Raw genomic sequence first — 24,762 nt, 5'->3', positions numbered from 1 at the left:
CTACAATAGCTATTATCACAAGAGCGACTAACACAAGAGCAACGACGAACTTTGCTCTGGAGAGATTATCATGAACACTTTAGTTAACACCTTTGGGCTGTTGTTTCGCAATGCATTATCGCAACCTGCTAGGCACTCCACATCAGGTTTTTTAAGTGGATGGTTAGGCAACGGAAAAAGCGCGCCACGTAGCAAGAAAGAAGGCAAAGTGTACATCGTTGGGGCTGGCCCAGGCGATGTTGAATTACTCACCCTTAAGGCGCTTAGATTAATCAAACAAGCTGATATTGTTTTGTTTGATGCATTAGTGGGCAAAGATGTTATTGCCCAAATTCCCCGTCATGTGAAACGTGAATATGTGGGTAAACGCTGTGGTCAGCACAGTATGAAGCAGCAAGAGATTAGCGCGAAGGTCGTTGAGCTAGCGAAGGCCGGTCATTGTGTGGTGAGACTTAAAGGTGGCGACCCTGCGTTGTTTGCTAGAACTTGTGAAGAGACCATGGCACTGACAGAAGCGAACATTCCTTTTGCTATTGTGCCTGGCATTACGGCGGCCTCAGGCATGTCTGCTTACACAGGTATCCCACTGACGGATAGGCGCTGCGCGCAAGCGGTTAGCTTTATTACGGCCCATTTTCAAAACCCTGAAAAGTGGCCAGACATGGCGCAGCTAGCCAAAAATGTGGCCTCTCAAACCGTGGTGGTTTACATGGGATTAAGTCGTTTATCTACGTTATGTGAAGAGCTAAAGAAACAAGGTATTGCAGATGATTGGCCTGTTGCCGCGGTAGAAAATGCTACAAGTCCTCAGCAACGTGTTATTGAAGGTACCTTGAGTTCAATTAGTGAGCAGGTATCTCATGCGAATGTTAGTGGTCCTACGTTACTTATTTTTGGAAAGGTGGTAGAGTCACGACAACTCGTCAATACATCACTTTTACACAATAAGCAGCATGTCTCAGCAATTTAGCAACTATATAAAAATCATCGGCAAGGGCCAAAAAGGGGGGCGCAGTCTTACCCGCCAAGAAGCTTACGAGTCTATGAAGATGGTTTTGTCTAATCAGGTTACCGGCGATCAACGTGGTGCGTTTTTAATGCTCTTGCGTACGCGAGAAGAAACCCCAGAAGAAGTCATTGGGTTTATTGATGCATGCCGTGAATTACTAGAACCTGAACTTGCTAACTTAACACCCACGTTAGATGTGGGCTGTTATGCCGGTAAGCGCCGCCAGTTACCCTGGTATCTGTTATCGTGCGCGGTACTGGCTAAAAATAATTACACCATTATGCTACACGGCGCCCATGAGCCAGGCTCTGGTCGGTTATACGCTAGCAAAGCTTTACCTGCTTTGGGGCTTGAAGAAGTAAATAGTATTGCCGATGCCTCTCGCCAAATGGGTGAGTTTGGTGTTACCTACCTCGACCTGTCGCACTTATTGCCAGCGCTTAATACCATCATAAAATTACGTGAAGTATTTGGGTTACGCTCATGTGCAAATACCTTGGCGCGCTTGCTGAACCCGACGTCAGCTCCCTATTGTGTGCAGGGTGTCTATCACATGCACCTTGATCATAAACATTGTCGTGTGAATGAAAGTTTTCCTGCGTTCGAAGCGCTGTGCTTTCGAGGCGATGGAGGAGATCCGGAAGTAAACAGTGAACGAAAAACCGAACTCTATGTCACGCGCAATGGAAGTACCGAAGAAATTATTCTTCCAGAGTTGACAGAAAAAATGGCCCTCAAAGATACGCAAATGAACGTGAACGATATGCTCGCGGTTTGGCGAGGTGAGACTTCGCATCTTTATGGGGAACAAGCCATTCACGCAACCCTAGTGAGTTACCTTATCTTACTTGAAGGGTATGACGTAGATGAAGCGAAAGACCTTGCCACAAAACTCTGGGTACAACGAGATAAAACCGCGTTACCCTTCACTCAGCATTAGGCCATTTGAAGTTAATGCTGTTGTCTTAGAATCAAATTATTTCCAAATTCTTCTAATAATTAAGTAACTTGTAAATCCTCTGCTATCTTTAGATCAGCCAAGTAAAGCAATAACGACTTTGCATCCTCGCTTGCTCTCATAAACGTTATGGGAAGTTTGTGTGAGCGAGATGCTATACCCGAATGTCGAGGAGCACGGGATGTTTTTTAAGAATAAGCAATTATTAGAAGAAGTAGAGCGTTTACGCAAAGATGTTGAATCATTTCATACGGTGGAAAGTGAACTCAGGGCTGAAATGCTTTATGTCGAATTGGATAGAAACGGCAAAATCAGTAAAGTGAACGACAGCTTTTCAGATGCAATAGATTTTTCATCTAATGCGCTCGATGGAAAAACCATGGATAGCCTCATTCCTCAGGGAGTGATGGGGCAGCCCGCCACGAAAGAGTTTATTGCCGCGATTAAGCAAGCACAGCATTGGCACGGTGCGATAAATCTTGCTAATGCTAATGCTAATGCTAATGGTGAAGACCGCTGGTTCAGAGGTATATTGCAGCCAATTACTAACGAATCCGGTGGTGTAGAGCGTATCGCGCTGTACATGGCAGAGCAAACCAAAAATATCAATAAAAGTCGTGAAATGAACGATATGCTAGATGCATTAAACCGTTCCACCGCGGTAATTGAGTTTGACCTGACAGGCAAAATTCTTAAAGCTAACGATAATTTTTTATCGACGATGGGCTACTCATTAGAGCAAATTCTTGGAAAGCATCACAAAATATTTTGCCCAGCGGATGAAGTTGACACACCAGAATATCGTCAATTTTGGAGTGACCTATCGCAAGGAAAAATGTTTTCAGACCGTTTTAAGCGGGTAGATAGTCGAGGCAATGATGTATGGTTGGAAGCCTCCTACAACCCTATTAGGAACGATCAAGGCGTGCTTTATAAGGTTGTTAAATTTGCTACGGCGATCACCGAACAAATGCAAAGAGAATTTGCTATATCTGAGGCCGCTAATGTTGCTTTCAATATATCGGAAGGTACGGGAGAACAAGCTCAAAAAGGTAAAGAGGTAGTGGGTAGTATGGTGCGAATTATGGGGGAGCTCACTTCGCAAATGGGGACAGCTAGCGAGGGGATTCGCGAACTCGACGAACAGTCGCAAAAAGTGGCTGATTTAGTTAAAAGCATCAGTGGTATTGCCGATCAGACCAACTTACTGGCGTTGAATGCGGCAATTGAAGCCGCCAGAGCGGGCGACCAAGGAAGAGGCTTTGCCGTTGTTGCTGATGAAGTGCGCCAACTTGCGTCAAGAACCAGTACTGCCACTGAAGAAATTGTCAGTGTGGTAAATGAAAACAGAAAGCTTACCGAAAATGCGGTGCAACTTATTGAAGCGGGCCAGGAAAAAGCGAGAGAAGCGCTTGAGTACTCGACTGAGTCGGGCAAAGTCATGAACGAAATTCAAAATGGCTCCTCAGAAGTCGTAAACGCCATTGGTCAATTCACCCAACGGCTGTAAAGCCTGAAACGATAAATAAAGCACTGAGGGGGAGTGTGGTGTCTCCCTCGTGTTTCTATTCTCCTCCCCGCTGTGCATCAACCATCCCTATGCCGTGCATCGAACACTTCTAGTGCAATAAACGCACTGTTATTGTTCAGGCAAAAGAATGATTACCATTTGTGTTTTTGCTAAATCCTATTATTTCAGTGTGTTAGGGTTTTGGCACGAACTCTGCTTTATTAATGGCAGTTATACTATGAAGCAATACCAAAACAAAAAAGTACATTGAGTACTGGTAGCAACAACTAACACCCAAACAATAAGTTCGCCTGTACCTCATTAACTAATGATTACAGGCTCGGCATCGAAGCCCACCAAGCGCGACGTTTATTCGTCTACGCTGGTGGGTTTTTTTTTGGCTAAAGGAAACATAAATGACCAAGTTTAAAAACGTTTCAATGCTCAAACAAATAAAGAAAAAAATGACAGCAGGCTTAACCGCTGCGATAGCCCTTTCTTTTACCTTAGTCGCGCCACTTGCTAGCGCTCAAAGCGATGAAAAAGTGGGTTGGCCAGAAAAAGAAGAATTAAAATTTGGTTTTATCAAACTGACCGACATGGCGCCATTGGCCATCGCTTATGAAAAAGGCTTTTTTGAAGACGAAGGTTTATATGTCACCTTAGAAGCCCAAGCAAACTGGAAAGTATTGCTTGATAGAACCATTGACGGTCAACTTGATGGCGCTCACATGCTAGCAGGGCAACCTCTTGGCGCAACCATTGGTTTTGGTACCGAAGCGCATGTTGTGACAGCGTTCAGTATGGATCTAAATGGTAATGGCATCACTGTTTCAAACGAAATATGGGAAAAAATGAAAGCCCATATTCCGGTAGAAGACGGCAAACCTGTTCACCCCATTAAAGCTGATTATTTAAAGCCAGTGGTTGAAGAATACCGTGATGCAGGTAAGCCGTTTAACATGGGTATGGTTTTTCCTGTATCGACGCATAACTACGAGCTTCGATACTGGCTTGCTGCCGGTGGTATTCACCCAGGCTACTATGCACCACACAAAGGTGACAATGCTGGGCAGATTGATGCTGAAGCTTTGCTGTCGGTTACCCCTCCTCCTCAAATGCCAGCTACGATGGAAGCCGGTACTATCTATGGGTATTGCGTAGGCGAACCTTGGAACCAGCAGGCGGTATTTAAAGGTATTGGTGTGCCGGTTATTACCGATTACGAAATTTGGAAAAACAACCCAGAGAAAGTATTTGGTGTAAGCCAAGCGTGGGCCGATAAGTACCCGAATACTCACATTCGTGTGGTTAAAGCGTTAATTCGTGCCGCGATGTGGTTAGATGAAAATGACAACGCTAACCGACCAGAAGCAGTAAAAATCTTAGCGAAAAGTAACTATGTTGGCGCTGATGAAGATGTATTGGCTAACAGCATGACAGGCACCTTCGAATATGAAAAAGGCGATAAGCGTGAAGTACCAGACTTCAACGTATTCTTCCGCTACAACGCCACTTATCCCTTTTACAGTGATGCGATTTGGTATTTAACGCAAATGCGCCGCTGGGGACAAATTTCAGAGCCTAAATCAGACGATTGGTATAAAGAAACTGCACGTAAAGTGTATAAGCCTGAGGTTTACGCGATGGCAGCAAAAGCGCTTATTGCCGAAGGAAAAGCAAAAGCGACGGACTTCCCAACATTTGCTACTGAAACTGGCTTCAAACCACCTCAATCTGAATTTATCGACGGTGTTACCTACGACGGTAGCAAGCCAAATGCTTACCTTGAACAGTTTGGCATTGGGCTAAAGGGTGAAACTGTTCTTTAACAGTTTCACTGTCATACACAAATAGCGGAGAACAACATGAGTAAGATGGCAAATATATTAAGCTTTTCGCCAGCCAAATCACCAATGAGCGGCACCATGGGGGCGGTTTATAGTCGTGCGCCCGCTTTACTACTGCCTCTTATTGGCCTTTTGATGTTCCTCGCTATTTGGAATGGTGTGGCAAAAAGTATTGATACCTCGCTTGGGCAATTTCCTGGTCCTGCTCAAGTGTGGGAGCAGGCAGGTTCGCTTATTACTGAGCATAGTGCTCAGCGAGACAAAGCTGATGCGTTTTACACAAGGCAAGAAGAGCGCAACGCCGCGCGGGTTGCACAAGACCCAACTTACGAACCAAAAACTCGCGAGTTCACCGGTTCACCTACCTTCTTTGATCAAATATGGACAAGTCTTTATACCGTCATGGTGGGGTTTCTCATTGCCTCAGTGATTGCCGTCCCTGTCGGTATTTTATGTGGGCTAAGTAAATCAGCTTATGCGGCAATTAATCCGCTGATTCAATTGTTTAAACCTGTGTCACCTTTAGCATGGTTGCCATTGGTCACTATGGTAGTGAGCGCGCTGTACGTTAGCGATGATCCTATGTTTTCAAAATCATTTGTTACCTCGGCACTCACGGTATCCTTATGCTGCCTTTGGCCTACGTTAATTAACACGGCGGTTGGTGTGTCTGCGATTGATAAAGACCTGCTTAACGTGAGTAAAGTATTGCGTTTAACGCCGATGTCTCATTTAACAAAAATCATTCTACCGTCTTCCATTCCGATGATTTTTACAGGGTTAAGACTGTCACTTGGCATCGGTTGGATGGTATTGATTGCGGCAGAAATGCTGGCGCAAAACCCGGGCCTTGGAAAATTTGTTTGGGATGAATTTCAAAATGGTAGTTCAGAATCTTTAGCACGCATCATGGTAGCGGTGCTCACTATAGGTGCTATTGGTTTCATACTAGACAGAATAATGTTGTCGGTTCAACGTGCAGTGAGCTGGGACAAAACCAGCGTATTACGGTAATTAAGGAGAAAGAACATGCAAGCTAAACACTTGGAATTAGAACAAGTAGGCATCGATTTCCCTACACCGAAGGGCCCGTTTACGGCACTTACTGATGTAAACCTCAAAATTGCGAAAGGTGAGTTTGTTTCATTAATCGGTCACTCGGGCTGTGGTAAATCAACCGTGCTAAACATTGTGGCGGGTTTACATCAAGCCACCACGGGCGGTGTCATATTAGACGGTGCTGAAGTAAAAAACCCCGGGCCAGAACGTGCGGTTGTTTTTCAGAATCACTCGTTATTACCCTGGTTAAGCGTTTATAAAAACGTGGAGTTGGCGGTTAAGCACACCATGCGTGGTAAGTCTAAAAAGGAAATGCGAGATTGGATCATGCATAACCTAGAGCTGGTACATATGACCCACGCTCTTGATAAATTACCCAGTGAAATATCTGGGGGCATGAAGCAACGTGTAGGTATTGCCCGGGCGTTAGCCATGGAGCCTAAAGTCTTACTCATGGATGAGCCCTTTGGGGCACTAGATGCACTAACGCGCGCACATCTGCAAGACTCATTAATGGAAATCCATGCCGATTTAGGCAATACAGTGATTATGATCACCCATGATGTAGATGAAGCCGTATTGCTTTCAGATAGAATAGTGATGATGAATAACGGCCCAGCTGCCACTATAGGCGAAATCCTCGATATTGAGCTGCCTAGACCCCGAGACAGGCTTAAGCTGGCTGACAACCCTCAGTACAACCACTACCGGCATGAAGTGCTGACCTTTTTGTATGATAAGCAAAAAAAAATTGAGCCGGTGTCTTCCCATATCAAATCTAACCAAGCTGGAGGTGGTTCTGCAAAAAAAGCGAACAGTAAATCCGACGCAGCTTGAGTTAGGCGTTTAACGCTGATTCAAAGCGCGACACATAAGTCGCTAAAACTTATTTAAACCCTTAGGTGCTTATCCCATTTTTTACTGGGAGGGAGCCCCTTAACTAAAAATCGTCAATAAGAACGCTAACCATCAAACGTTAACATCGTTAATAACAAGGGAACGCACATGAATACGCAAGATATGAAACCATCAACAGCGCTGACAAAAGCACCGTCAAATAGGTTTACACCGGCACAAAAGCGCTTTACTCAAGCTGCACTGACAAGTGCTATGTTGGCGTGTTTTAGTGCGCCATCAATGGCGCAGAGCTGGCATGATGTGCTTAGTGAGGCGTCTACATGGGCAGATTTGAACTTACGTTATGAATCAGTCGACCAAGATAATGCACTGGATGATGCTAGCGCATTAACACTTCGTACTCGCCTGGGTTTTAAATCCGGAACGTTGAACGGGTTTTCCTTTACCGCAGAAGTGGAAGATAGCCGCATTGTTATGGGGCAGGGCGATTATACAGTAGGCCCTACTGGCTATAACGTAGGTGAGTATTCAGTGATTGCAGATCCTGAAACCACAGAAGTGGATCAAGCCTTTATTCAGTATAAGAATGAAAAGCTAACACTCAAAGGGGGCAGACAAGTCATTGCCCTAGATAATCACAGATTCGTTGGGCATGTGGGATGGCGTCAAGATAGGCAGACCTTTGATGGCGTTACTGCTACCTATGCGCTTAACGAGAAAGTGAATTTCTTTTATGGGTACCTTACCCAGCGAAATCGAATTTTTGCAGAAGCCGCAGATTTTGATTCAAAAGATCATTTGTTCAATGCAAGTTTCAAAACAGCGGTAGGAAAATTTACCGCTTATGGCTACTTGTTAGAAATTGATAATGACACCGATAACGCGCTTGATACCTACGGTATTCGCTATAACGGCAGTATGAAAGGTGAGACGGTGAACTGGGCATACGGCGCTGAATTTGCTACGCAAAGCAGCGAGTCAGGTTCAGGCGACACCGCTACCGATTATGATGCGAGTTATATTAATGCCAACCTAGCGGCTACCTTTTCAGGCATTACCGCTAAGATTGATTATGAATTACTGGGTTCTGACGATGGTGCGTACGGCTTTGCCACGCCACTAGCCACCCTGCATAAATTTAACGGTTGGACAGATCAATTCTTAGGTACACCTGCACAGGGTCTTCAAGATATTACTTTTTCGGTATCTGGAAAACTAGCCGGTGGTAAATGGTTGTTGGCCTATCATGACTTTAGTGCCGATGAAGCTACAGCCGAGGTGGATGATTTAGGTAGCGAAATTAACGTGCAGTATGTGACTAAAGTGATAGATAACGTCACATTAGCCGTTAAGTACGGCAGTTACTCTGCGGGTGACACCAAGGTAGATGCCAACAAATTATGGATGTGGGCAAGTACTCGTTTTTAATCATGCTTGAAGGGAGTTTGATGACGCTTTTGATAAAAAGCGACATCAACTAAGCGTTACTAACAAGTTCTACTAAAAAGGCTCATAAAAAAGCGCATAAAAAAAGGTGCTAGAGAATCTGTTCTCTAGCACCTTTTTTGTCTTTTATGAGCGTGAACGTCAGGGCGTTTTACCGTTTTACCGTTTTAGCTTTTTGCTGGAAGCAGCCAATTATTTTGGACCGCGGTATCTAATTGCCGAGTGACGTAATCCCATAATTTAGGCGCACAATGCTTCAAATGTAAGTTACGCTTTTCTATCTTATCTCTGGTAACAGCGTGTTTATTCCAACTACCACCTTGGTTCTGCATGTTTTGAAACACAGGAAGCACCCGGTCCATCGCCTTGGCAAACTCAGCATCTGGAGTTTTCGCCTCTTCAAATTCTAGCCATAATGAGAGTAACTCATCGGCATAAGAACTAGGCAGTAATCCAAAAATACGTTTTGCCGCATCAAGCTCTTTTTGTGCTTGCGCGTCGTGTTCTGAGGCCTCGTTGAAGGCAAACAAATCGCCTGCATCAATTTCCACTACATCATGAATCAAAATCATCCGTATCACCCGAGCGACATCGATTGGCTTCTCGGAATAATGTGCCAAGGTACTGGCCATCAATGCCACATGCCAACTGTGCTCAGCAGAGTTTTCCTGACGATTGCCATCACAAGGTAAGGTTATTTGGCGCTTAACACGCTTTAGCTTGTCTAGTTCGCAAATAAAGGCACTGAAATCTTCCGGTAAAAACGACATGAATAGCTCCTGCTTTTTCACGCAATAAAAATGAAAATGGGCCTTAGCGTTAACCGCTACGGCCCATTTAACTCTTTACTGAAATAGGCATGTTGCAGCCTACTTCAATAATATTAGCAATTACTTTTGCTCAGATAACCAAACAATCAAATCAGCAATATCATCAAAGGTCATGTCAGCAGTAAACGTAGGCTGATATTTACCATTTATAACGAAGCTTGGTACGCCTGATAGGTAGTCTCGGTTCTTGTCGATAAGTTGCTGGTTCTTACGAATCATGTTGTTTACACCAAAGCTGGTGGCTAACTTATCAAACTCAGCGCCATCAACACCGTTTACCACAAAGATGTTTCGCAAATCTTTAAGGTTGGTAATAGTCGCACGTTGCTTATGAATGTAATTGAAGATAGCAGTGTTCATCGCATCTTCCTGTTTCATTGCACGTGCAATTAACATGGCATGGGTCGCGGCATCTTGAACATCAGGGCCTGTAAAGCGCATAAAGTTAACATGCACTTTTTCGAACTTAGTGTTCTCGCCTTTTTTCTCTTTAATTTGTTTTACGATTGGCTCAAATTGGAAGCAATGTGGGCACCAGAAAGAGAAGAATTCTGTAATAACTGGTTTTTTAGTCGCTTCTTCATCTAATACCGTGTAATGGGTACCTTCTTTCCACTTAGCTGTGCCTTCTTGGGCGCATGCGGTCAATGGCAAAAGCATTGCCATTACAAACAATACTGCAAACTTCTTCATGTAATTGGATCCTTTGATTTCAAATCTATCTATCAATGCTGAGGTTACCACAGGCTTTTATTAGGCACTAGTTTACGCGACAAGCGAGCGGAAAAATCCAACGAATGGATAATATATGAGGGGAAAGCTTCGCTTCTTCGTAAAGAAGAAGCGAATGAAATGTCACTATTTGCGTCTAAAAAGTGACGTGATAGGTGTTATTGGTGGCTGTAGCTCACAGATAGCAATGCACGTCGTTCTTGGCCTGCATAGCCCACGATATCCTCGTAGTCGGTATCAAAAAGGTTATTTACTTTTAATGATAACGCCCACTTTTCAGAAATATTATAACCAAGGTTAACTGACGCTAGTGTGTAAGCTGACAGCCCCAACGTTTCTGCATTAGCTGGGTAGGGTGGGAAATAAGTATCGTAATGGGTGCCGGTATAGGCCAGTTTTGCATAAAGACTAAATTTCTCGGTACCTAAATCAGACAATACCGATAATGCGCCTTGGTGTCGTGCACGTCGAAGTTCGGTGTTAGCAATACCATCATCGTTTTGCTCGGCGTCTAAATAGCTATACGACGCTGATACCTTCGCTAAATCGTGAAGCCACGTTACTTCAACGTCTACGCCGTCACGGCTACTTTCACCGTCTGTATTCGCAGCGGTATACACACCTTGAGTGGTGTCAAAAACGAAGCCATTAATCTCATCTTCAAGTTGGGCACTATAACCGCTTACTTGTGCTGAAACCGAATTCCAATTTGCTTTTACGCCAACTTCCCATTCTTCACTCTCTTCAGGCGTTAAGTCTGGGTTGCCAATAAAGCTATCTGGGAAATAGCCAAATCGCTCAGTAAAGGTTGGGGTTTTAATGGCCTTGCCGTAGCTAGAAAATAGCGCATAGTTTTTTGATACTTGCCATGTAAGGCCAGCGCGATAACTCACGGCGTCATCAAATTCACTGTTGTTATCGAATCGTGCGCTGAAGGTCGCGAAAACATTCTCAACAAGGTCACCTGTAGCTTCACCAAATAGGCTGGTGGTATTGTCGTGTTGTTTTTGATTAGGATCGCCAAACACCACAGGGCCACGTTGTTCAAACAAACGTTGTAAGTATTCAGCACCACCTGCCACTTGCCAATTGTCGAAGCGATAAAAGCTTGTCCAGTTAAGTGCTAAGCGCTCGCCAGTCGTGCCACCCGCATCGGCACCCGAAGTGGTATTGTCATTATCATCTTTTCGGTAATCGAAAGATACCGTAGATGCATAAGCCGATGCATCTCGTGCGTAGCGCCATGCTAGTTTAGTGTTTAGTTGGCTACCATCAGTCACATTGTCGGCATCAGCAGGCAGGCCAGTCGTTACATAATCAGTTCCATCGTAATCATTTTCGTATTGGGTACTGCGGAATTTCGCGCTTAATGTGTGTGCATCTGCCAATGCATAATCAATATTGATGCCTGCGGTCATATTGTCATAACCGTCATCTTCATTACCGATGCGCGAAATGTTATCGCCCTCTGTTTTTAGGTAATTAGCGTAGGTGCGCACTGCCACATCGCCATTTTGCGTGGCGGCATTAATGCTGCCTTGGTAAGTACCTTGTGTGCCGATTCCAGCAGTTAAATTAACGCTAGGTTTTGCACTGGTTCCTTCACCGGCTTTAGTGGTGATGCTCAATACGCCACCAATTGCGCCACTGCCCCATAAGGCACTTTGCGGGCCTCGTAGCAGTTCTATACGTACCACATTCGCTGAGGTCAAATGGGCCAAGTCTATCAAGCTTCCTTGGCCAATGTCGTTAGACACCACACCATCAATAAGCACAAGCAAGTGATTACTTTCGCTGCCTCGAACACGAAGTTCCGTAAGGCCGCCTGGGCTACCTGATTGGGAAAGGCTTACGCCAGGCAAACCACGAATTAAATCGGTAAGTTGCACAGCGCCTGAGGCTTGAATATCTTGCTCGGTAAGCACGCTTACCGATGCGGGTAGCTTAGCTATTTGTACCGGTAAACGGGTGCCGGTAACAGTGAGTGTTTCTATGGTATCAGGAGTTTGTGCTAAAACAGGTGCAGACAGCATTGTCGCCACAGCAGCGTATACTGCAGTGCAGGTAAAGTGTGTTTGAAATTTCATTGTATTTCTCGCTATGTACTCCGCCCGAGTACAAGGGTGAATGTAAGCAGAATAACTGCCGTGAAGCTAGGCCGGTATCCGGGCTCACTCACCAATACTGTGTATGGTTTCTCTGCCTTCCCATGTCGCGACATCAATAGCGATGACACAGTGGCGTATAAAGGAGAATGTGTGTGGTCACACTGAGTTTACCGTTGCGGGGGCAGCATCAGATTTCACTGATTTCCCGTTTAACCCATAGATGGGCACCTAAGCGCGACGGAGTATAGCTTAAGTGCCTAATAAATAGCGAGTGTGTTCAGGTTTTGCGCGCTAATATCCGAGTTTGAGAGGCGCTTCCTGCATGGCGGAAAGTTGTTCTTTTAACGCAAGAATTTGACCTTCCCAGTATTTATCATCGGCAAACCATGGAAAGGCACGAGGGAAAGCTGGATCTTCCCAGCGTCGAGACAGCCATGCCATATAGTGCACCATACGCATGGCGCGAAGGGGTTCAATTAGCGCAAGCTGATTGGTATTAAACGGCTGAAATTCTTCATAGGCTTCAATCAACGTATCGAGTTGCAATAGTTGTTGCTGTCTGTCGCCGCTCAGCATCATCCATAAATCCTGAATGGCAGGGCCCATTCGACAATCATCTAAATCAACAAAGGTGGGGCCATCGCGCCACAGAATGTTACCCGGGTGGCAATCGCCGTGCAGCCGAATAACGTCGGTGGCTTTGTAAGCCGAAGAGGCCGCGGTTATAACGGGGTTCAAAATAGCAAAAAAGGCCGTTTTAAGATGACTGGGCAACAAGGTGCTATTTTCTAAAATCTGGCGAGGTTCATCCAAATAACTTTGCGTGTCGATATCTGGACGTTGCTTAAAGGTTTTCGCTTGAGACACGCGGTGAATACGGCCAATAAAGCGCCCCATCCACTCAAGTTGATCTAAATTATCGTTCTCAAACTGGCGGCCACCTACCGAAGAGAAAACGGTAAAACGGTAATCACCATGGTGATGAAGGGTTTTTTCGTTTAGCGCTAGTGGCGCCACAATCGGAATTTCGCTATCAGCAAGCTCTTGGGCAAAACTGTGTTCTTCCAAAATTTGCGCGTCTGTCCAACGGGCAGGGCGATAAAACTTAACCACATAACGTTTGTTGTCATCGGCTTGAAATTGGTAAACCCGGTTCTCGTAACTATTGAGAGCAAGTAAGCCGCTTTGAAGAAAAATGCCCTGAGTCTCCAGGGCATCTAATATAGTGTCTGGATCTAATCCAGAAAACGAAAAGTCTTTCATCGATAAAGGAATTTGGTTGGCTCATTAACCGTAACGTTTTCACCTGAATCGGTGGTAGTGGTCACGGTGAATTGAATGTCTGTTACCACATCTTCCAGATTATACGGGTCGGTTGCAACCGAAATCGGTGTGCTATAAACCTCACCACCTTGTACCGTCACTTCTCTATTTCCAATAAAGGTGTATTCAGGCAGCCCTTGAACCGAAATAGTATAGGTCTGAGTTTGTTGAGATTTGTTGAGTACTTTAACGGTATAAACGTTCTCAATTAACCCTTCATTGGTTTCACGATATAACGAATTACGGTCGCGAATAATATCAATTTCAAGAGGCACGCGGGTTACAATGTCAGCAACCAATAACCCTGTCATGACAATGAGTACGATTAGGTAGCCAATAAGCTTAGGCCGCACGATGTGTGTTTTGCCCCCCGCCAGCTCTTCTTCCGACGTAAAGCTTATTAGCCCTTTGGGGTAATCCATTTTATCCATTACACCGTTACACGCATCTACGCACGCGCCGCAGTTAATGCATTCATATTGTAAACCGTTTCGAATATCGATACCGGTGGGGCAAACCTGCACACATAGGTTACAGTCAATACAGTCGCCCAGGCCTTTTTCGTGCACCTGTTCATGACTTAGTTTACGAGGGCGGGGGCCTCGCTGTTCGCCTCGTTTCGCATCGTAAGAGACGGTAAACGTGTCTTTGTCGAACATGGCCGATTGGAAACGTGCATAAGGACAAATATGGGTACACATGATTTCACGCATGTAACCCGCGTTAGCGTAAGTACACACTGCGAAAAAGACCACTGAAAACGCGGCCCAGAAACCCGTGTTGAAGGTAAAGAAATCAATAAAAAGGGCGCCGATGGGGGTAAAATACCCTACAAAGGTAAGTGCGGTAAGGAGGGCAACTGCCACCCAAGCCGTATGTTTGAGGGTTTTGCGAATAAACTTATCCGCGTCCATTTTTCGTGAATCTAGTTTTATGCGTTTATTTCTAGGGCCTTCTATCTTCTCTTCAAACCAAGTATAGATATATACCCAAGTGGTTTGAGGGCACATAAAGCCGCACCAGACCCTGCCAGCAAAAGTAGTCACAAAAAATAACGCGAATGCACCCACGATAAAAATATAAGCAAGCAAGGTTAAATCTTGCGGCCATAACGTTAACCCAAAGATAGAAAAGCGCTGTTCTACAATATCGAGTAGTACCGCCTGCTGGCCATTAAATCTTATCCAAGGAATGGCGGCGAAGATGGCCAGAAAAAACAAACCGAAAAAACGTCTAAATGTTTCAAGAGGGCCTTTAACCGCACGAACGTAAATTCGACTACGCGAGTCGTATCGCTTCCCTTCAGTAGTTGATGCGGGCTTGTGCACCTTTACGGGAGTAACGTTTTTAACCGGAATTTGTTCGTTCATTTTTTCAAAACCTTAGCCAACTTCTTGTATTGCGCGGCGCATTATAACAGCTGAAATTTAAGCGTGTTTAACATAGATCAATGATAGGGCTAATGATCATCTTTATTTATCTTTCAGTCAATACTGAAAGTTCAGAAATTATATTTTATCAATCTATCTTTACTTAATGCTAGTTGACTACTATGGCGATAATAGCTTTTAATACCGAATAAAAATTACACAAGTAATTATCCTTTTGATTTTTTAACGAAAATGTTTGTTGAAAATAACTAACGATAGCTGCGTTGTTTGAATTAAGTATAGTAGTGGAATAATTTTAAATGCTTCGTTTCTTTGTCATCTGTGCCGAAATTGTATTATTGGTGATTGTGCTACGATCGCCTTTTGTTCAATACTTTTTTTCAGATATACAAAGTACGGTCTCAGGTTGGTTTGTTTCCATTTCTGAGCTACCTGAACAAAGAGAGCTAGATGCGCTAAGAAATCAGGCGGCAGCGCAGCTTGCGCCATTAAAAGAATTCGAAGCAAACTACCTTCGAAGAATTCTGGCAAGTCGTTCAACGGTAATGCGCTTTCATATCGCTTACTGCGAAACCACCGATATAAACCCGAATTTTAGCCTCGGTAAGCGTCAGCAGTTGTGCACACTGATAGAGCAATCAAAACTACTGGAGCCCGATAGATAGTTACTGGAATCCGATAAATAAATAGCGCTAAGGCGTTGTTTCTTTTTTCTTGCTTCTTTTTGTTGTGCCTTTTAATCCTTCCTCACTTTTACCGAGTATTCAGAGTAAGCCATTCACTTTACGTTCAGCTTCCTGTGCTACTATTGAGCATATAGTTGTGATAAAAGTAGTAATGCTGCTATAAGTTGAAGCCATGCTTCATTAAGCGCCGTTACCCGTTTACTCAGTCTTGTAGCTGACTAATACCGGGTTTTTATAAACGAGGTAGGGGGTCACATGAAAATAGCTAAGTTAACCGGTTTATGTACGCTTTTGCTCGCCAGCGTGGGAGTGTCTGGTGTCTTGCAAGCAGCGCAGGTTGAAGTAACCTGGGAAGAGCCAAAGTCTTACCGAGATGTTAAACCATCGAACGAATCTCGAACTCGCTTTAGAGAACGCACTTTTAAAGAGCTTGATGAGTTTTTCACTGAACTCGCTGAAAAACTTCCCGAAGATCAAAAGCTGTCAATTACCGTAACAGACTTAGATTTGGCGGGTCAGGTTTGGCCAGCCTCTTTTGTTGGAATGGGGCAGTCCGCTGCCGATGTTAGGATCATTAAGGAAATAGACATACCTAGAATGTCATTCTCATATGTACTTTCAGATAGTGACAACACGGTGCTTAAAAGTGAAGACGTTAAAATAAAAGATATGATGTTCATGAATACCGTTAATCGTAGACTATCTAATGATAATCTAGTTTACGAAAAGAACATGATTGAAGATTGGTTCAACGATACGTTCAACGATACAGTTGCAAAAAGTGTAGTGAGTAACCATTAACACAACGAACAACCGTCCATACTCGCGCCAATGAGCGGTAGTAAGACTGCTCATTAACGGTTTTGTTTCAGCTGTTTTACTATATTAAAGATAATAAAAAACCGCCTTGATAGGCGGTTTTTTTAGTTAACAATGAACATTAAATATAATCGAACTCACTGCCAGATACCGCGAGTGTGCTTTCATACCCTGCTGAGTACGCTTGTTTGTGCGCATTGCGACGAGGCAATATACGTTGCATGTAGAAATCACGGGTTTTCTGCTTAGAAGAAGCTAGCACAGCGTTATCTGTGCTCGCTGCTTTATCTGCCATGCTGTACCACAGCACACCAATTAGCGAGTAGGCAGAATAGGCTAAGTAATCGGCTGCCGCCGCTGCCGCAGTGGTGCCATCCATACCTAGGCAGTCAGCCGATGATGCACGCCAATCGTCAAGTAAGCCTTGTGCCAGTCCTTTGTTTTCAGCATCGCTAATATCAGCCACTAACTGTGCAAAAGCTTGGTACGTGGCTTCCATCATTTGTCCGCCATCACGGGTTAATTTACGGCCAATTAAATCTAATGCCTGAATACCATTGGTGCCTTCATACAGCATAGCGATACGTACATCACGCATCAATTGCTCCATGCCCCACTCACGAATAAATCCATGACCACCAAAAACTTGCACCCCAATGCTGGTAGTTTCAAGGCCCATATCTGTCATGTAGGCTTTGCAAATTGGCGTAAGAAACTGCAAGACTTTATCAGCATTTTCTTTTTCTTCGTCAGTGCCTAATTTTTCTATATCCATGTACTTTGCGTATAGCAAAGACAGTGCGCGGCTACCTTCAATTTGTGATTTTTGCGTAAGTAGCATACGGGCTACATCAGGCTGAAATACAATAGGATCGGCTTTGCCATCAGGGTTTTGAATGCCTTGTGGCGCACGAGATTGAACGCGCTCGCGGGCATACGTTAACGCACCTTGGTAAGAGGCTTCTGCAGCGCCTAATCCTTGCAAGCCAACTTGGAAGCGTGCGTCGTTCATCATAGTGAACATACAGGCTAAGCCTTGATTTTCTTCACCCACTAGCCAGCCTGTGGCGTCGTCGAAGTTCATCACGCAAGTCGGACTCGCTTTAATACCCATCTTGTGTTCAATACTGCCCACAGACAAGGAGTTTGGTTCACCTGGCTCGTTATTTTCATCAAGCATTAGCTTGGGTACTAAAAACAAGCTAATGCCTTTTACGCCCTTAGGCGCATCGGGTAAGCGAGCGAGTACCAAGTGAATAACATTGCTGCTCCAGTCTTGATCGCCTGCAGTAATGAAGATTTTATTACCGGTAACTTTATAGCTTCCGTCACCTTGCGGTTCTGCCTTAGTGCTAAGTAAGCTAAGGTCGGTGCCAGCATGCGGTTCGGTTAAGTTCATCGTACCTGTCCACTCACCGCTGATGAGTTTAGCGAGATACTTGTCTTTCAATTCCTTGCTAGCATGTTTAGTCACCGCCAAAGTGGCGCTTTCTGTTAGCATAGTTGTTAAACGCCAGCTTAGATTTGCAGCATTTAGCATTTCATGCACAGGCACCGCCATGGTGTAGGGAAGTTCCTGTCCATCATATTCAGCCGTACCTAACATGGCGTTCCAGCCATTTGCTACATACTCTTGATATGCGTCGGCAAAGCCTTTCGGTGTGGTGATTTTTCCGTCTTCCAGCTTACAGCCTTCTTCATCACCTTCACGGTTTAATGGTGCAACAACATCAATGGCGAATTTAGCGCCTTGTGCAATGATTTCGTTGGCCAGTTCGCTATCAAAATCGCTGATACCCAATTTTTCATAGTGGGCATCTAGGCCCAACCAGTCCTTAAGTAGGAACTGAAAATCGGTAGTAGGGGCGTGGTACAGAGGCATAGAAGACTCCCTTTTCAAACAAGTGTTTTAATTTTGCCACATTATAGACACAAAAAGCATAGACAGAGTAGCCCGTTAAGGGAAAGTTAATGAAAAATAATATCGCTGTATTTGCACAACAACTGCTCAATGCCTTTCAATTTTCATTACCGCGCCACCATAATCTTTGGCAAAGCTTGCTTTTCAATAGCTCGCTGGCATCCTATAACTATCGTTAATGCCAAGTATTAAGAAGTAGAGTACTCATGAGCCACGGGCAATCAGTTTGTGTCGTTACCGGCGGAAGTTTAGGAATAGGGTTAGCGGTTTGTCATACCTTTAGTGAAAATGACTACCGCGTGATAAACCTAGATGTGAGAGATTTTGACGACACACCAATTAATACTGAATGGGTGGCGTGTGATGTCAGTAACATGGAGCAGGTGCGACATGCTATCGACAATATTGCGGTGAAATATGGCCGGATAGATGCATTGGTCTGTAATGCAGGCATGCACGTGTCGGCAACCATTGAAGACACCGATGAAGCATTGCTTGATAAGGTAATGAGCCTAAACATTAAGGGCGCGTACGGTGCAATTAAAGCCTCATTACCTACCATGAAAGCACAAAAAAGCGGGGCTATTGTGGTGATGGGGTCAGATCAGTGTTTTGTGGGTAAACAAAACTCTTTTGCCTATGGGTTAACAAAGTCTGCTTTAGCGTCTATGGCGAAAACCACGGCATTGGATTATGCCCCTTTCAATATTAGGGCTAACGCGGTATGCCCAGGTACGATTGAAACGCCTTTGTTTCACCACGCCATTGATAAGTACGTTGCGGCTTCTGGCGCCGATAAAACTGCAGTTGTAGCCCAAGAAGCCGCCGAGCAACCTATTGGCCGTATCGGCCAACCCGAAGACGTGTCTGAACTGGTGTATTTTCTTTGCAGTGAAAAAGCGACCTTTATTACCGGTAGCTTGCATGCTGTTGATGGCGGTTATACCGCCAAGTGAATATCGTCGATGGTCACTTACATTTTTTTGCCCTAGAGGCGGGTGATTACCACTGGCTCAAGCCCCAAAACCCGCCGTATTGGCAGGATAAGCAAGCCATTGCGTTGCCGTGTGATGAAAGAAGCTTAACACTTTCTCGCGGTCATACCCTTGCGGGATACGTGCATGTTGAGGCAGGGTTCGACAATGAACGCCCTTGGCGTGAAATCCGTTATTTAGAACAGCATGCCCAACTGCCGTTTAAAAGCGTTGCCAGTATCGACTTGACTAGTGAAAGCACCTTGTCTCATATTGAAACATTAGCAGGGTTCATGTCAGTGGCAGGCCTTCGGCATATTTTAGATGAACAAGCCGCCTCTATATTAACCCACCCTAAAACAAAGCATGCGCTTAAGCGTAGTAGTGAATATGGATTGTCTTTCGATGCCCAATTGGATGTGGGCGACGGCAAAGCGGTAAGGGCATTACTAAGCTTGCTAGAGGCATTACCGGCACTGTCAGTCATTATTAATCATGCAGGCTCAGCGCTGTTAGGTTCTGCCGTTACCGCTGCCTACGTTAAGCAGTGGCGTATTAATATGGAAGCACTTGCTCAGTGTTCTCGTGTGGCGGTAAAACTCTCAGGGTGGGAAATGCATTGCAGAAACTGGCATAGGCGCAGTGTGCAAAATGTAGTCGTTGAAACAGTCGCTATATTTGGCGTGTCGCGAGTAATGTTAGCAAGTAATTTTCCACTTTCTAACTGGCGCCACAGTTATCAAGAGCTGTGGCTACAATATGAAAAAATGCTGGCGCCGTTTACCCTTGACGCGAAACGCAGCCTGTTGGCAAATAATACCGCCCGTTGGTATGGTCTAGATATTTAAAGGGCTGTGTCCGCCATTATTCTAAGCCGCCACTTTACACGCGTGTGCTAAGCATTAGTCTATAAGTTGATGGTGGGCGGCCACCGTCTGGCTCTCTATATGAATAAAGCTAAATTCTGCGTTTTGCTGCTTTTTCAAGATAGTGAGGAATGCACGAAGTTCATCCACAAAGCGCTCTGCTTTATCTGGCATTACCGCGCACCACACACATAGCGATTTCTCAGTAATTAAACTGGCGTCGTAGCGGGGTTTGAATTCGCAGGCATCTTCGCGCCATGAACCTTCACAATCAATGTGTGTACACCCACCATAATAAGTAGATAAGTATTCATTTAATGCGTGTTTCACGGGCTCGTAAGCATGTGTGCCTGGTGTCAGTATGATGGTAAATTTTGTGCGCTTATTCATTTGTTCTTCGCAAATAGTAAGGCCATTAATAGCACCGCTATTAAGGCTAGGTTAACCGTATTTTCAGATGACATTAGCGAGAAAATATCGTAGATACCCCACGTTGAATCGTGCTTCACAGATTGTGACGCTGCGACAAAGTTGTTGGTAATATCCACCAAAGAAATACCCCCAATTAGCATGAGTATTACTTCAATCGATTTATTTATAGCACGATTAAGTTGGTTCTCGTAACTTGATATGGCGTTATTAATATAGGCTGCCCTATCGAGTAAACTGTCTTCTACCGCATTAATTTCCCATGCATCTATAAGTGCGTTCGCGAGTGGCTTTCGACTTCCTTGCAGGCCTCGAAGCGAATCGCAAAACTCCAATCGAATATACTCTAGGGTTCTGATTGAAACCATGCGCTGGATCAACTTTTCCAGGGCTTTCCTGCGTCTGCTCGACGATAGTGCCTTTAGTGATTGCAGTTGATGATAGGCGCTGCTCATCGATTGTTGATAGGCATACAACATCGCATTGTAGTGCTGAAGCAAAAACAAAACCCGTCGGTTATCCAGCGACAGCGAAATATCATTGTTTAAAAATAGGCAATTTCCCGAACGAAAGAAAGCTTCATTATCTTCATAGTCGGTTGGCGGACATTCGTGAATAATTGTAAAGGCTTGTATGGCTTCCTCAGTAGACTCTGGAACGCGAGTAATATAACAACGTCCGGTCCACAATACCGCGTCACTGTCGGTGAGTTCAGAGGTCAGTAATTTACAGCGTTTACTCAGTGTATCGAAGCTGGTGTTTAACACGTTAATCATGACACCGCCTGCCGCTTGTAAAATTAAAGACAGGCGTTGTTCGATATCTCTGTTTTCAATCTTTTGCCAACACACAGTGAGCTGTGCCTCGGATGTGGGGGCCAATGTAGCTTGTAGTGTAGCAATACCCGTTTGATATAACCGTAAATTCAAACCCTGAAGCTTAAGGCCTATTTCTTCTAAAGTTGAAAATGCATGCTGAAACGCCGGGCTTTCGCGGTCAATTTCAAGTTTTACCAATGGGGTAAACATGGGGCTTAATAAGTCTGAGTCGGTAGATACATAGCCCATGTCCAGCTTACTTTCTTGGTTAAGCACCCAATCTTGGCTGTGCATGACTTCTTCAACTTTGCTAGCTAAAGACGGCGTAAGCGCGCTGAATTTACGAGTTAACGCGATAGGCGTATAAGTAACAATAGAGACCGGTGGTGAGCACAATAAAGCCGATGGGGAAGGCGAGGCTGACATACTTCTTCTTATCCTTGAAAACAGGCGGGGCAAAGAAAACCATTGCCCCAATCTATGTGTTTCGTTATTTAAGCTCTGTTACTGTCATGTGAGGTGAGCGGTAAACAATCTCATCGTTCAAGTCGATACCTAATCCAGGGGTATCTGGCGCTTCAATAAAGCCGTTTACTGGCTGTGGGTCTTGTAAACAAAGCTCGCGGTTCCAGTCTTTAATGGCGTAAGTGTGATGTTCGTGAATTAAGAAGTTAGGTATTGCGGTTTCTAAGTGTAAGCTTGCTGCTGTTGCCACAGGGCCGCCACATACATGGGCTTGAATGCGTACGTCATAAATATCAGCATAATCACATACTTTTTTCGCTTCAGTAAAACCGCCACACAAGCCTACGTCAGGCTGCAGTACATCGATAGATTGGTCTTCTAAATAAGGGCGCACGTCCCAGCGATGATACAAGCGTTCACCACCAGCAATCGGTACGTTTACATTTTTAGCCACTTTATCGTGGAGTTTTGAATTCAAGTAATTGACGGGTTCTTCGTAATACAAGCAGCCAATCTCTTCAACAATATCACCAAGCTGGATGGCGGTAGATGCCCCTAACAAGCTGTGGCATTCAAAAATAATATCGCCGTCTTCACCCATGGTGTCGCGTATGGCTTGCAAGCGGGCTTTAAATAGCTTTAATTCTGGCTTAGAAAAAAGCTTGGTGCGGTCGAAATGGGTCACGCCATCTTTATCGTAAACAATAGGGTCTACTTTTACCGCATCGTAGCCGTCTTTTAATGCTTTTTCGGTCGCGCGTGCATAGTCAGCAGGATCGTTAAGCTTAGTCACTTCTTTATCCCAATCGAACTGCAATTGGCTAGCATAGCTGCGTAGCTTGCCGTTGGTTTTCCCGCCCAATAGCTCGTACACGGGCAAGCCTAGGGCTCTGCCTTTAATGTCCCAAAGCGCAGTATCAATGGCACTCATTGCTGCATAAATAACAGGTCCACCACCTAAGCCCCAAAAGCCTTCACGTAACATACGCGACCACAATAGCTCAGTGTGGAACGGGTTGAAGCCAATTAGCATGGCTTCTGCAATTTCTTTTATCATGTGCGCTGCGGCACTATGACCCCAATCGTAAGCTAAGCCTGCTTCACCGACACCGGTAATGCCTTCATCGGTATACACTCGTACGAAAACAGGGTTCCACGCTGGGCGCTTTGGGCACTCAATATCAAATATTTCTACTTTGGTTACTTTCATTTATGGTTTCTCTATTGTCTGTTTGTAGTCGTCGCTAGCGGCACTGGCAACGACGCATAATATGGATTATTCACAAAAGCCAGGGTCGAGCTTATAGGCTTTTCTTAGCATGGCGGGCCAGGCCTTCTGGCCGCCGGTTTCACCACTGTGCACTACGCTGGCTTGCTGATAAATGCCGTCAATAATAGGCTGCGGTATATCAATAACTTCTTCGTTCGACTGCATGAGCGCCAGCTGAATTTCACAGGCTCTTTGTAAATCATAAAAGCGCATGAAAGCATCGCCTACGGTGGGGCCGACAGTTAACCCTCCGTGATTAGGCAGTAGCATATGGTTGGTATCGCCTAAATCATCTTGAAGGCTTTTCTTTTCACTGTCATTTACTGCCAAACCTTCATAACTATGGTACGACAGCGAGGGAAGTGAAAATAAAGAATACTGGCTCCAAGGCTTTAATCCGCCTTTTACCGATGCCACAGAAATGGTGGCGAGTGTGTGCAAGTGAATAACGCACATTGCATCGTGTCGAACCTCGTGAATGGCACTATGGATAGTAAATCCGGCGGGGTTTATTTGGTAAGGCGAGTCATCAAGGATATTACCTTCAAGATCAACTTTTACAAGATTAGACGCGGTTACTTCGTCAAATCCTAACCCAAAAGCGTTAACTAAGTAATGGTCGGTGCCGGGAACTTTTGCCGAAATATGCGTATAGATAAGATCGCCCCAACGCATATCCGCAACCAGTCGATAGCATGCGGCTAAATCGACGCGGGTTTGCCATTCTATTTCAGACACTTTGCCTTTAAGGCTAAGAGGAGCTAATGAATACACGGCCTGTCTCCTAAATATCGTAGGCTAAACATGAAGATAATGATGGCTTAACCCCTTCTAATAACAGCGGGTAATCAAATTACCAAAGCAAGGGCATTGGCACAACCAAACGCACGTTATTCTTGCTGGGACTGGCTAGTTTTAATTTTATTAAAGCTATCGCGAAACGCAATTAGATCATCAGGAAAGCGAAGTTGAACATGGGTGAGCAAAAAGGGATCGACCTTTACCAGTTCAATCACTTCTAGTTTTGCCCATGGCGGCGCATCAAACACATCTGGCAAGTGTTCTACCCCAGCATTTAATGTACACTCAAATAGCGCGAGACCATTTTGTGTAACGGCCAATTTTTCACCTACCTCGACATTGAAACCTGTTTCTTCCCATGTTTCTCGGTGGGCTGCGCAAACTAGTGATTCACCCTCTTTTTTTCCGCCACCAGGGAAATCTAAACGGTTTGAAAGACGATGTTTAATCAAAAGCGCTTTGTCTTGCACTTTAATGATGCATGCAGCAGCATTTTGAATATGCTCCTCGTTATTCGTGCTTCGGCAAAAAGGCGCTTCAGGTACCGTCTTTGTACATCCAAAAAACGTTAAAACTACCAAAATGGATGATAAGCGAAAATTGATACTCATTAGTTTGGGTAAAATACTATTCAGAAAA

The 24,762-nt window shown here is 44.7% G+C and carries 23 protein-coding genes and 1 riboswitch; of the genes, 12 read left to right on the top strand and 11 right to left on the bottom strand.

Going from position 1 to position 24,762, the window contains the following annotated elements; all coding sequences use genetic code 11:
- Positions 1-70 precede the first annotated feature (70 nt).
- The 7 genes from cobA (at position 71) to AMBT_RS14895 (ending at position 8,672) form a co-directional block, all read left to right on the top strand.
- Complete coding sequence (gene cobA, locus AMBT_RS14925; RefSeq protein WP_013785466.1) at positions 71-970, top strand: uroporphyrinogen-III C-methyltransferase; 900 nt, start codon at positions 71-73, stop codon at positions 968-970.
- The gene (locus tag AMBT_RS14920) at positions 954-1,949 is read left to right on the top strand and encodes a glycosyl transferase family protein (protein WP_013785465.1); all 996 of its coding nucleotides are present in this window, start codon (positions 954-956) and stop codon (positions 1,947-1,949) included. Before cobA ends, AMBT_RS14920 begins: the two co-directional genes overlap by 17 nt.
- 199 nt (positions 1,950-2,148) lie before the next feature.
- Positions 2,149-3,477: a methyl-accepting chemotaxis protein gene (locus AMBT_RS14915; protein WP_013785464.1), complete on the top strand. Its 1,329-nt coding sequence runs from the start codon at positions 2,149-2,151 to the stop codon at positions 3,475-3,477.
- 416 nt (positions 3,478-3,893) lie between these two features.
- Positions 3,894-5,309, top strand: a complete 1,416-nt coding sequence (locus tag AMBT_RS14910; RefSeq protein ID WP_013785462.1) for a CmpA/NrtA family ABC transporter substrate-binding protein — start codon at positions 3,894-3,896, stop codon at positions 5,307-5,309.
- 36 nt (positions 5,310-5,345) lie between these two features.
- The gene (locus tag AMBT_RS14905; protein ID WP_013785461.1) at positions 5,346-6,341 is read left to right on the top strand and encodes an ABC transporter permease; all 996 of its coding nucleotides are present in this window, start codon (positions 5,346-5,348) and stop codon (positions 6,339-6,341) included.
- Positions 6,342-6,356: 15 nt separating this feature from the next.
- On the top strand, positions 6,357-7,223 hold the full coding sequence (locus AMBT_RS14900) for an ABC transporter ATP-binding protein (protein ID WP_013785460.1): 867 nt from the start codon (positions 6,357-6,359) through the stop codon (positions 7,221-7,223).
- Between the two features lie 273 nt (positions 7,224-7,496).
- Positions 7,497-8,672 carry an alginate export family protein gene (locus AMBT_RS14895; protein ID WP_148259190.1) on the top strand — a complete coding sequence of 392 codons (1,176 nt, stop codon included), beginning with the start codon at positions 7,497-7,499 and terminating at the stop codon, positions 8,670-8,672.
- A gap of 185 nt (positions 8,673-8,857) precedes the next feature.
- On the opposite strand, the gene AMBT_RS14890 is transcribed toward AMBT_RS14895, so the two are convergent.
- The 5 genes from AMBT_RS14890 to ccoG all read right to left on the bottom strand — a co-directional run bounded on the left by AMBT_RS14890 (position 8,858) and on the right by ccoG (position 15,053).
- Positions 8,858-9,460, bottom strand: a complete 603-nt coding sequence (locus AMBT_RS14890; protein ID WP_013785458.1) for an HD domain-containing protein — start codon at positions 9,458-9,460, stop codon at positions 8,858-8,860.
- Positions 9,461-9,580: 120 nt separating this feature from the next.
- Complete coding sequence (locus tag AMBT_RS14885; protein WP_013785457.1) at positions 9,581-10,213, bottom strand: thiol:disulfide interchange protein DsbA/DsbL; 633 nt, start codon at positions 10,211-10,213, stop codon at positions 9,581-9,583.
- A 197-nt stretch (positions 10,214-10,410) separates the two neighbouring features.
- Positions 10,411-12,339 carry a TonB-dependent receptor plug domain-containing protein gene (locus tag AMBT_RS14880; RefSeq protein ID WP_013785456.1) on the bottom strand — a complete coding sequence of 643 codons (1,929 nt, stop codon included), beginning with the start codon at positions 12,337-12,339 and terminating at the stop codon, positions 10,411-10,413.
- A gap of 52 nt (positions 12,340-12,391) precedes the next feature.
- A riboswitch (cobalamin riboswitch) is annotated at positions 12,392-12,608 on the bottom strand.
- Between the two features lie 43 nt (positions 12,609-12,651).
- Positions 12,652-13,623 (bottom strand): serine/threonine protein kinase, encoded by a 972-nt coding sequence (locus AMBT_RS14875; protein WP_013785455.1) that lies wholly within the window; start codon positions 13,621-13,623, stop codon positions 12,652-12,654.
- Positions 13,620-15,053 (bottom strand): cytochrome c oxidase accessory protein CcoG, encoded by a 1,434-nt coding sequence (gene ccoG, locus AMBT_RS14870; protein WP_013785454.1) that lies wholly within the window; start codon positions 15,051-15,053, stop codon positions 13,620-13,622. Before ccoG ends, AMBT_RS14875 begins: the two co-directional genes overlap by 4 nt.
- Positions 15,054-15,373: 320 nt before the next feature.
- Between ccoG and AMBT_RS14865 the strand changes: the two genes are divergently transcribed.
- Both AMBT_RS14865 and AMBT_RS14860 read left to right on the top strand, forming a co-directional pair.
- Positions 15,374-15,739 (top strand): hypothetical protein, encoded by a 366-nt coding sequence (locus AMBT_RS14865; RefSeq protein ID WP_013785453.1) that lies wholly within the window; start codon positions 15,374-15,376, stop codon positions 15,737-15,739.
- Positions 15,740-16,015: 276 nt separating this feature from the next.
- Positions 16,016-16,561, top strand: coding sequence for a DUF3016 domain-containing protein (locus tag AMBT_RS14860; protein ID WP_013785452.1), 546 nt, complete (start codon positions 16,016-16,018; stop codon positions 16,559-16,561).
- Between the two features lie 139 nt (positions 16,562-16,700).
- Here the strand turns inward: AMBT_RS14860 and AMBT_RS14855 are convergent, their stop codons facing one another.
- Positions 16,701-18,461, bottom strand: coding sequence for an acyl-CoA dehydrogenase family protein (locus tag AMBT_RS14855; RefSeq protein ID WP_013785451.1), 1,761 nt, complete (start codon positions 18,459-18,461; stop codon positions 16,701-16,703).
- 89 nt (positions 18,462-18,550) lie between these two features.
- Between AMBT_RS14855 and AMBT_RS23080 the strand changes: the two genes are divergently transcribed.
- The 3 genes from AMBT_RS23080 to AMBT_RS14845 are packed head-to-tail and all read left to right on the top strand — an operon-like array spanning position 18,551 to position 20,322.
- A complete protein-coding gene (locus tag AMBT_RS23080) occupies positions 18,551-18,679 on the top strand; it encodes a hypothetical protein (RefSeq protein WP_013785450.1) in 129 nt (42 codons plus the stop codon).
- 27 nt (positions 18,680-18,706) lie between these two features.
- Complete coding sequence (locus AMBT_RS14850; RefSeq protein ID WP_013785449.1) at positions 18,707-19,456, top strand: SDR family NAD(P)-dependent oxidoreductase; 750 nt, start codon at positions 18,707-18,709, stop codon at positions 19,454-19,456.
- Positions 19,453-20,322 carry an amidohydrolase family protein gene (locus tag AMBT_RS14845; protein ID WP_013785448.1) on the top strand — a complete coding sequence of 290 codons (870 nt, stop codon included), beginning with the start codon at positions 19,453-19,455 and terminating at the stop codon, positions 20,320-20,322. The genes AMBT_RS14850 and AMBT_RS14845 overlap by 4 nt, the downstream gene beginning before the upstream one ends.
- Positions 20,323-20,376: 54 nt before the next feature.
- Here AMBT_RS14845 and AMBT_RS14840 read toward each other — a convergent pair whose 3' ends face one another.
- The 5 genes from AMBT_RS14840 to AMBT_RS14820 form a co-directional block, all read right to left on the bottom strand.
- The gene (locus AMBT_RS14840; protein ID WP_013785447.1) at positions 20,377-20,730 is read right to left on the bottom strand and encodes a hypothetical protein; all 354 of its coding nucleotides are present in this window, start codon (positions 20,728-20,730) and stop codon (positions 20,377-20,379) included.
- Positions 20,727-22,013 carry a hypothetical protein gene (locus AMBT_RS14835; protein WP_013785446.1) on the bottom strand — a complete coding sequence of 429 codons (1,287 nt, stop codon included), beginning with the start codon at positions 22,011-22,013 and terminating at the stop codon, positions 20,727-20,729. Before AMBT_RS14835 ends, AMBT_RS14840 begins: the two co-directional genes overlap by 4 nt.
- A 64-nt stretch (positions 22,014-22,077) precedes the next feature.
- Complete coding sequence (locus AMBT_RS14830; protein WP_013785445.1) at positions 22,078-23,262, bottom strand: mandelate racemase/muconate lactonizing enzyme family protein; 1,185 nt, start codon at positions 23,260-23,262, stop codon at positions 22,078-22,080.
- 66 nt (positions 23,263-23,328) lie between these two features.
- The gene (locus AMBT_RS14825; protein ID WP_013785444.1) at positions 23,329-24,096 is read right to left on the bottom strand and encodes a class II aldolase/adducin family protein; all 768 of its coding nucleotides are present in this window, start codon (positions 24,094-24,096) and stop codon (positions 23,329-23,331) included.
- A 116-nt stretch (positions 24,097-24,212) separates the two neighbouring features.
- Positions 24,213-24,734 carry an NUDIX hydrolase gene (locus AMBT_RS14820; RefSeq protein WP_013785443.1) on the bottom strand — a complete coding sequence of 174 codons (522 nt, stop codon included), beginning with the start codon at positions 24,732-24,734 and terminating at the stop codon, positions 24,213-24,215.
- Positions 24,735-24,762 lie beyond the last annotated feature (28 nt).

The sequence above is a fragment of the Alteromonas naphthalenivorans genome, assembly GCF_000213655.1.
In the GTDB taxonomy this organism is placed as follows: Bacteria; Pseudomonadota; Gammaproteobacteria; order Enterobacterales; family Alteromonadaceae; genus Alteromonas; species Alteromonas naphthalenivorans.
This window is presented reverse-complemented; position numbering and strand designations above follow the sequence as displayed.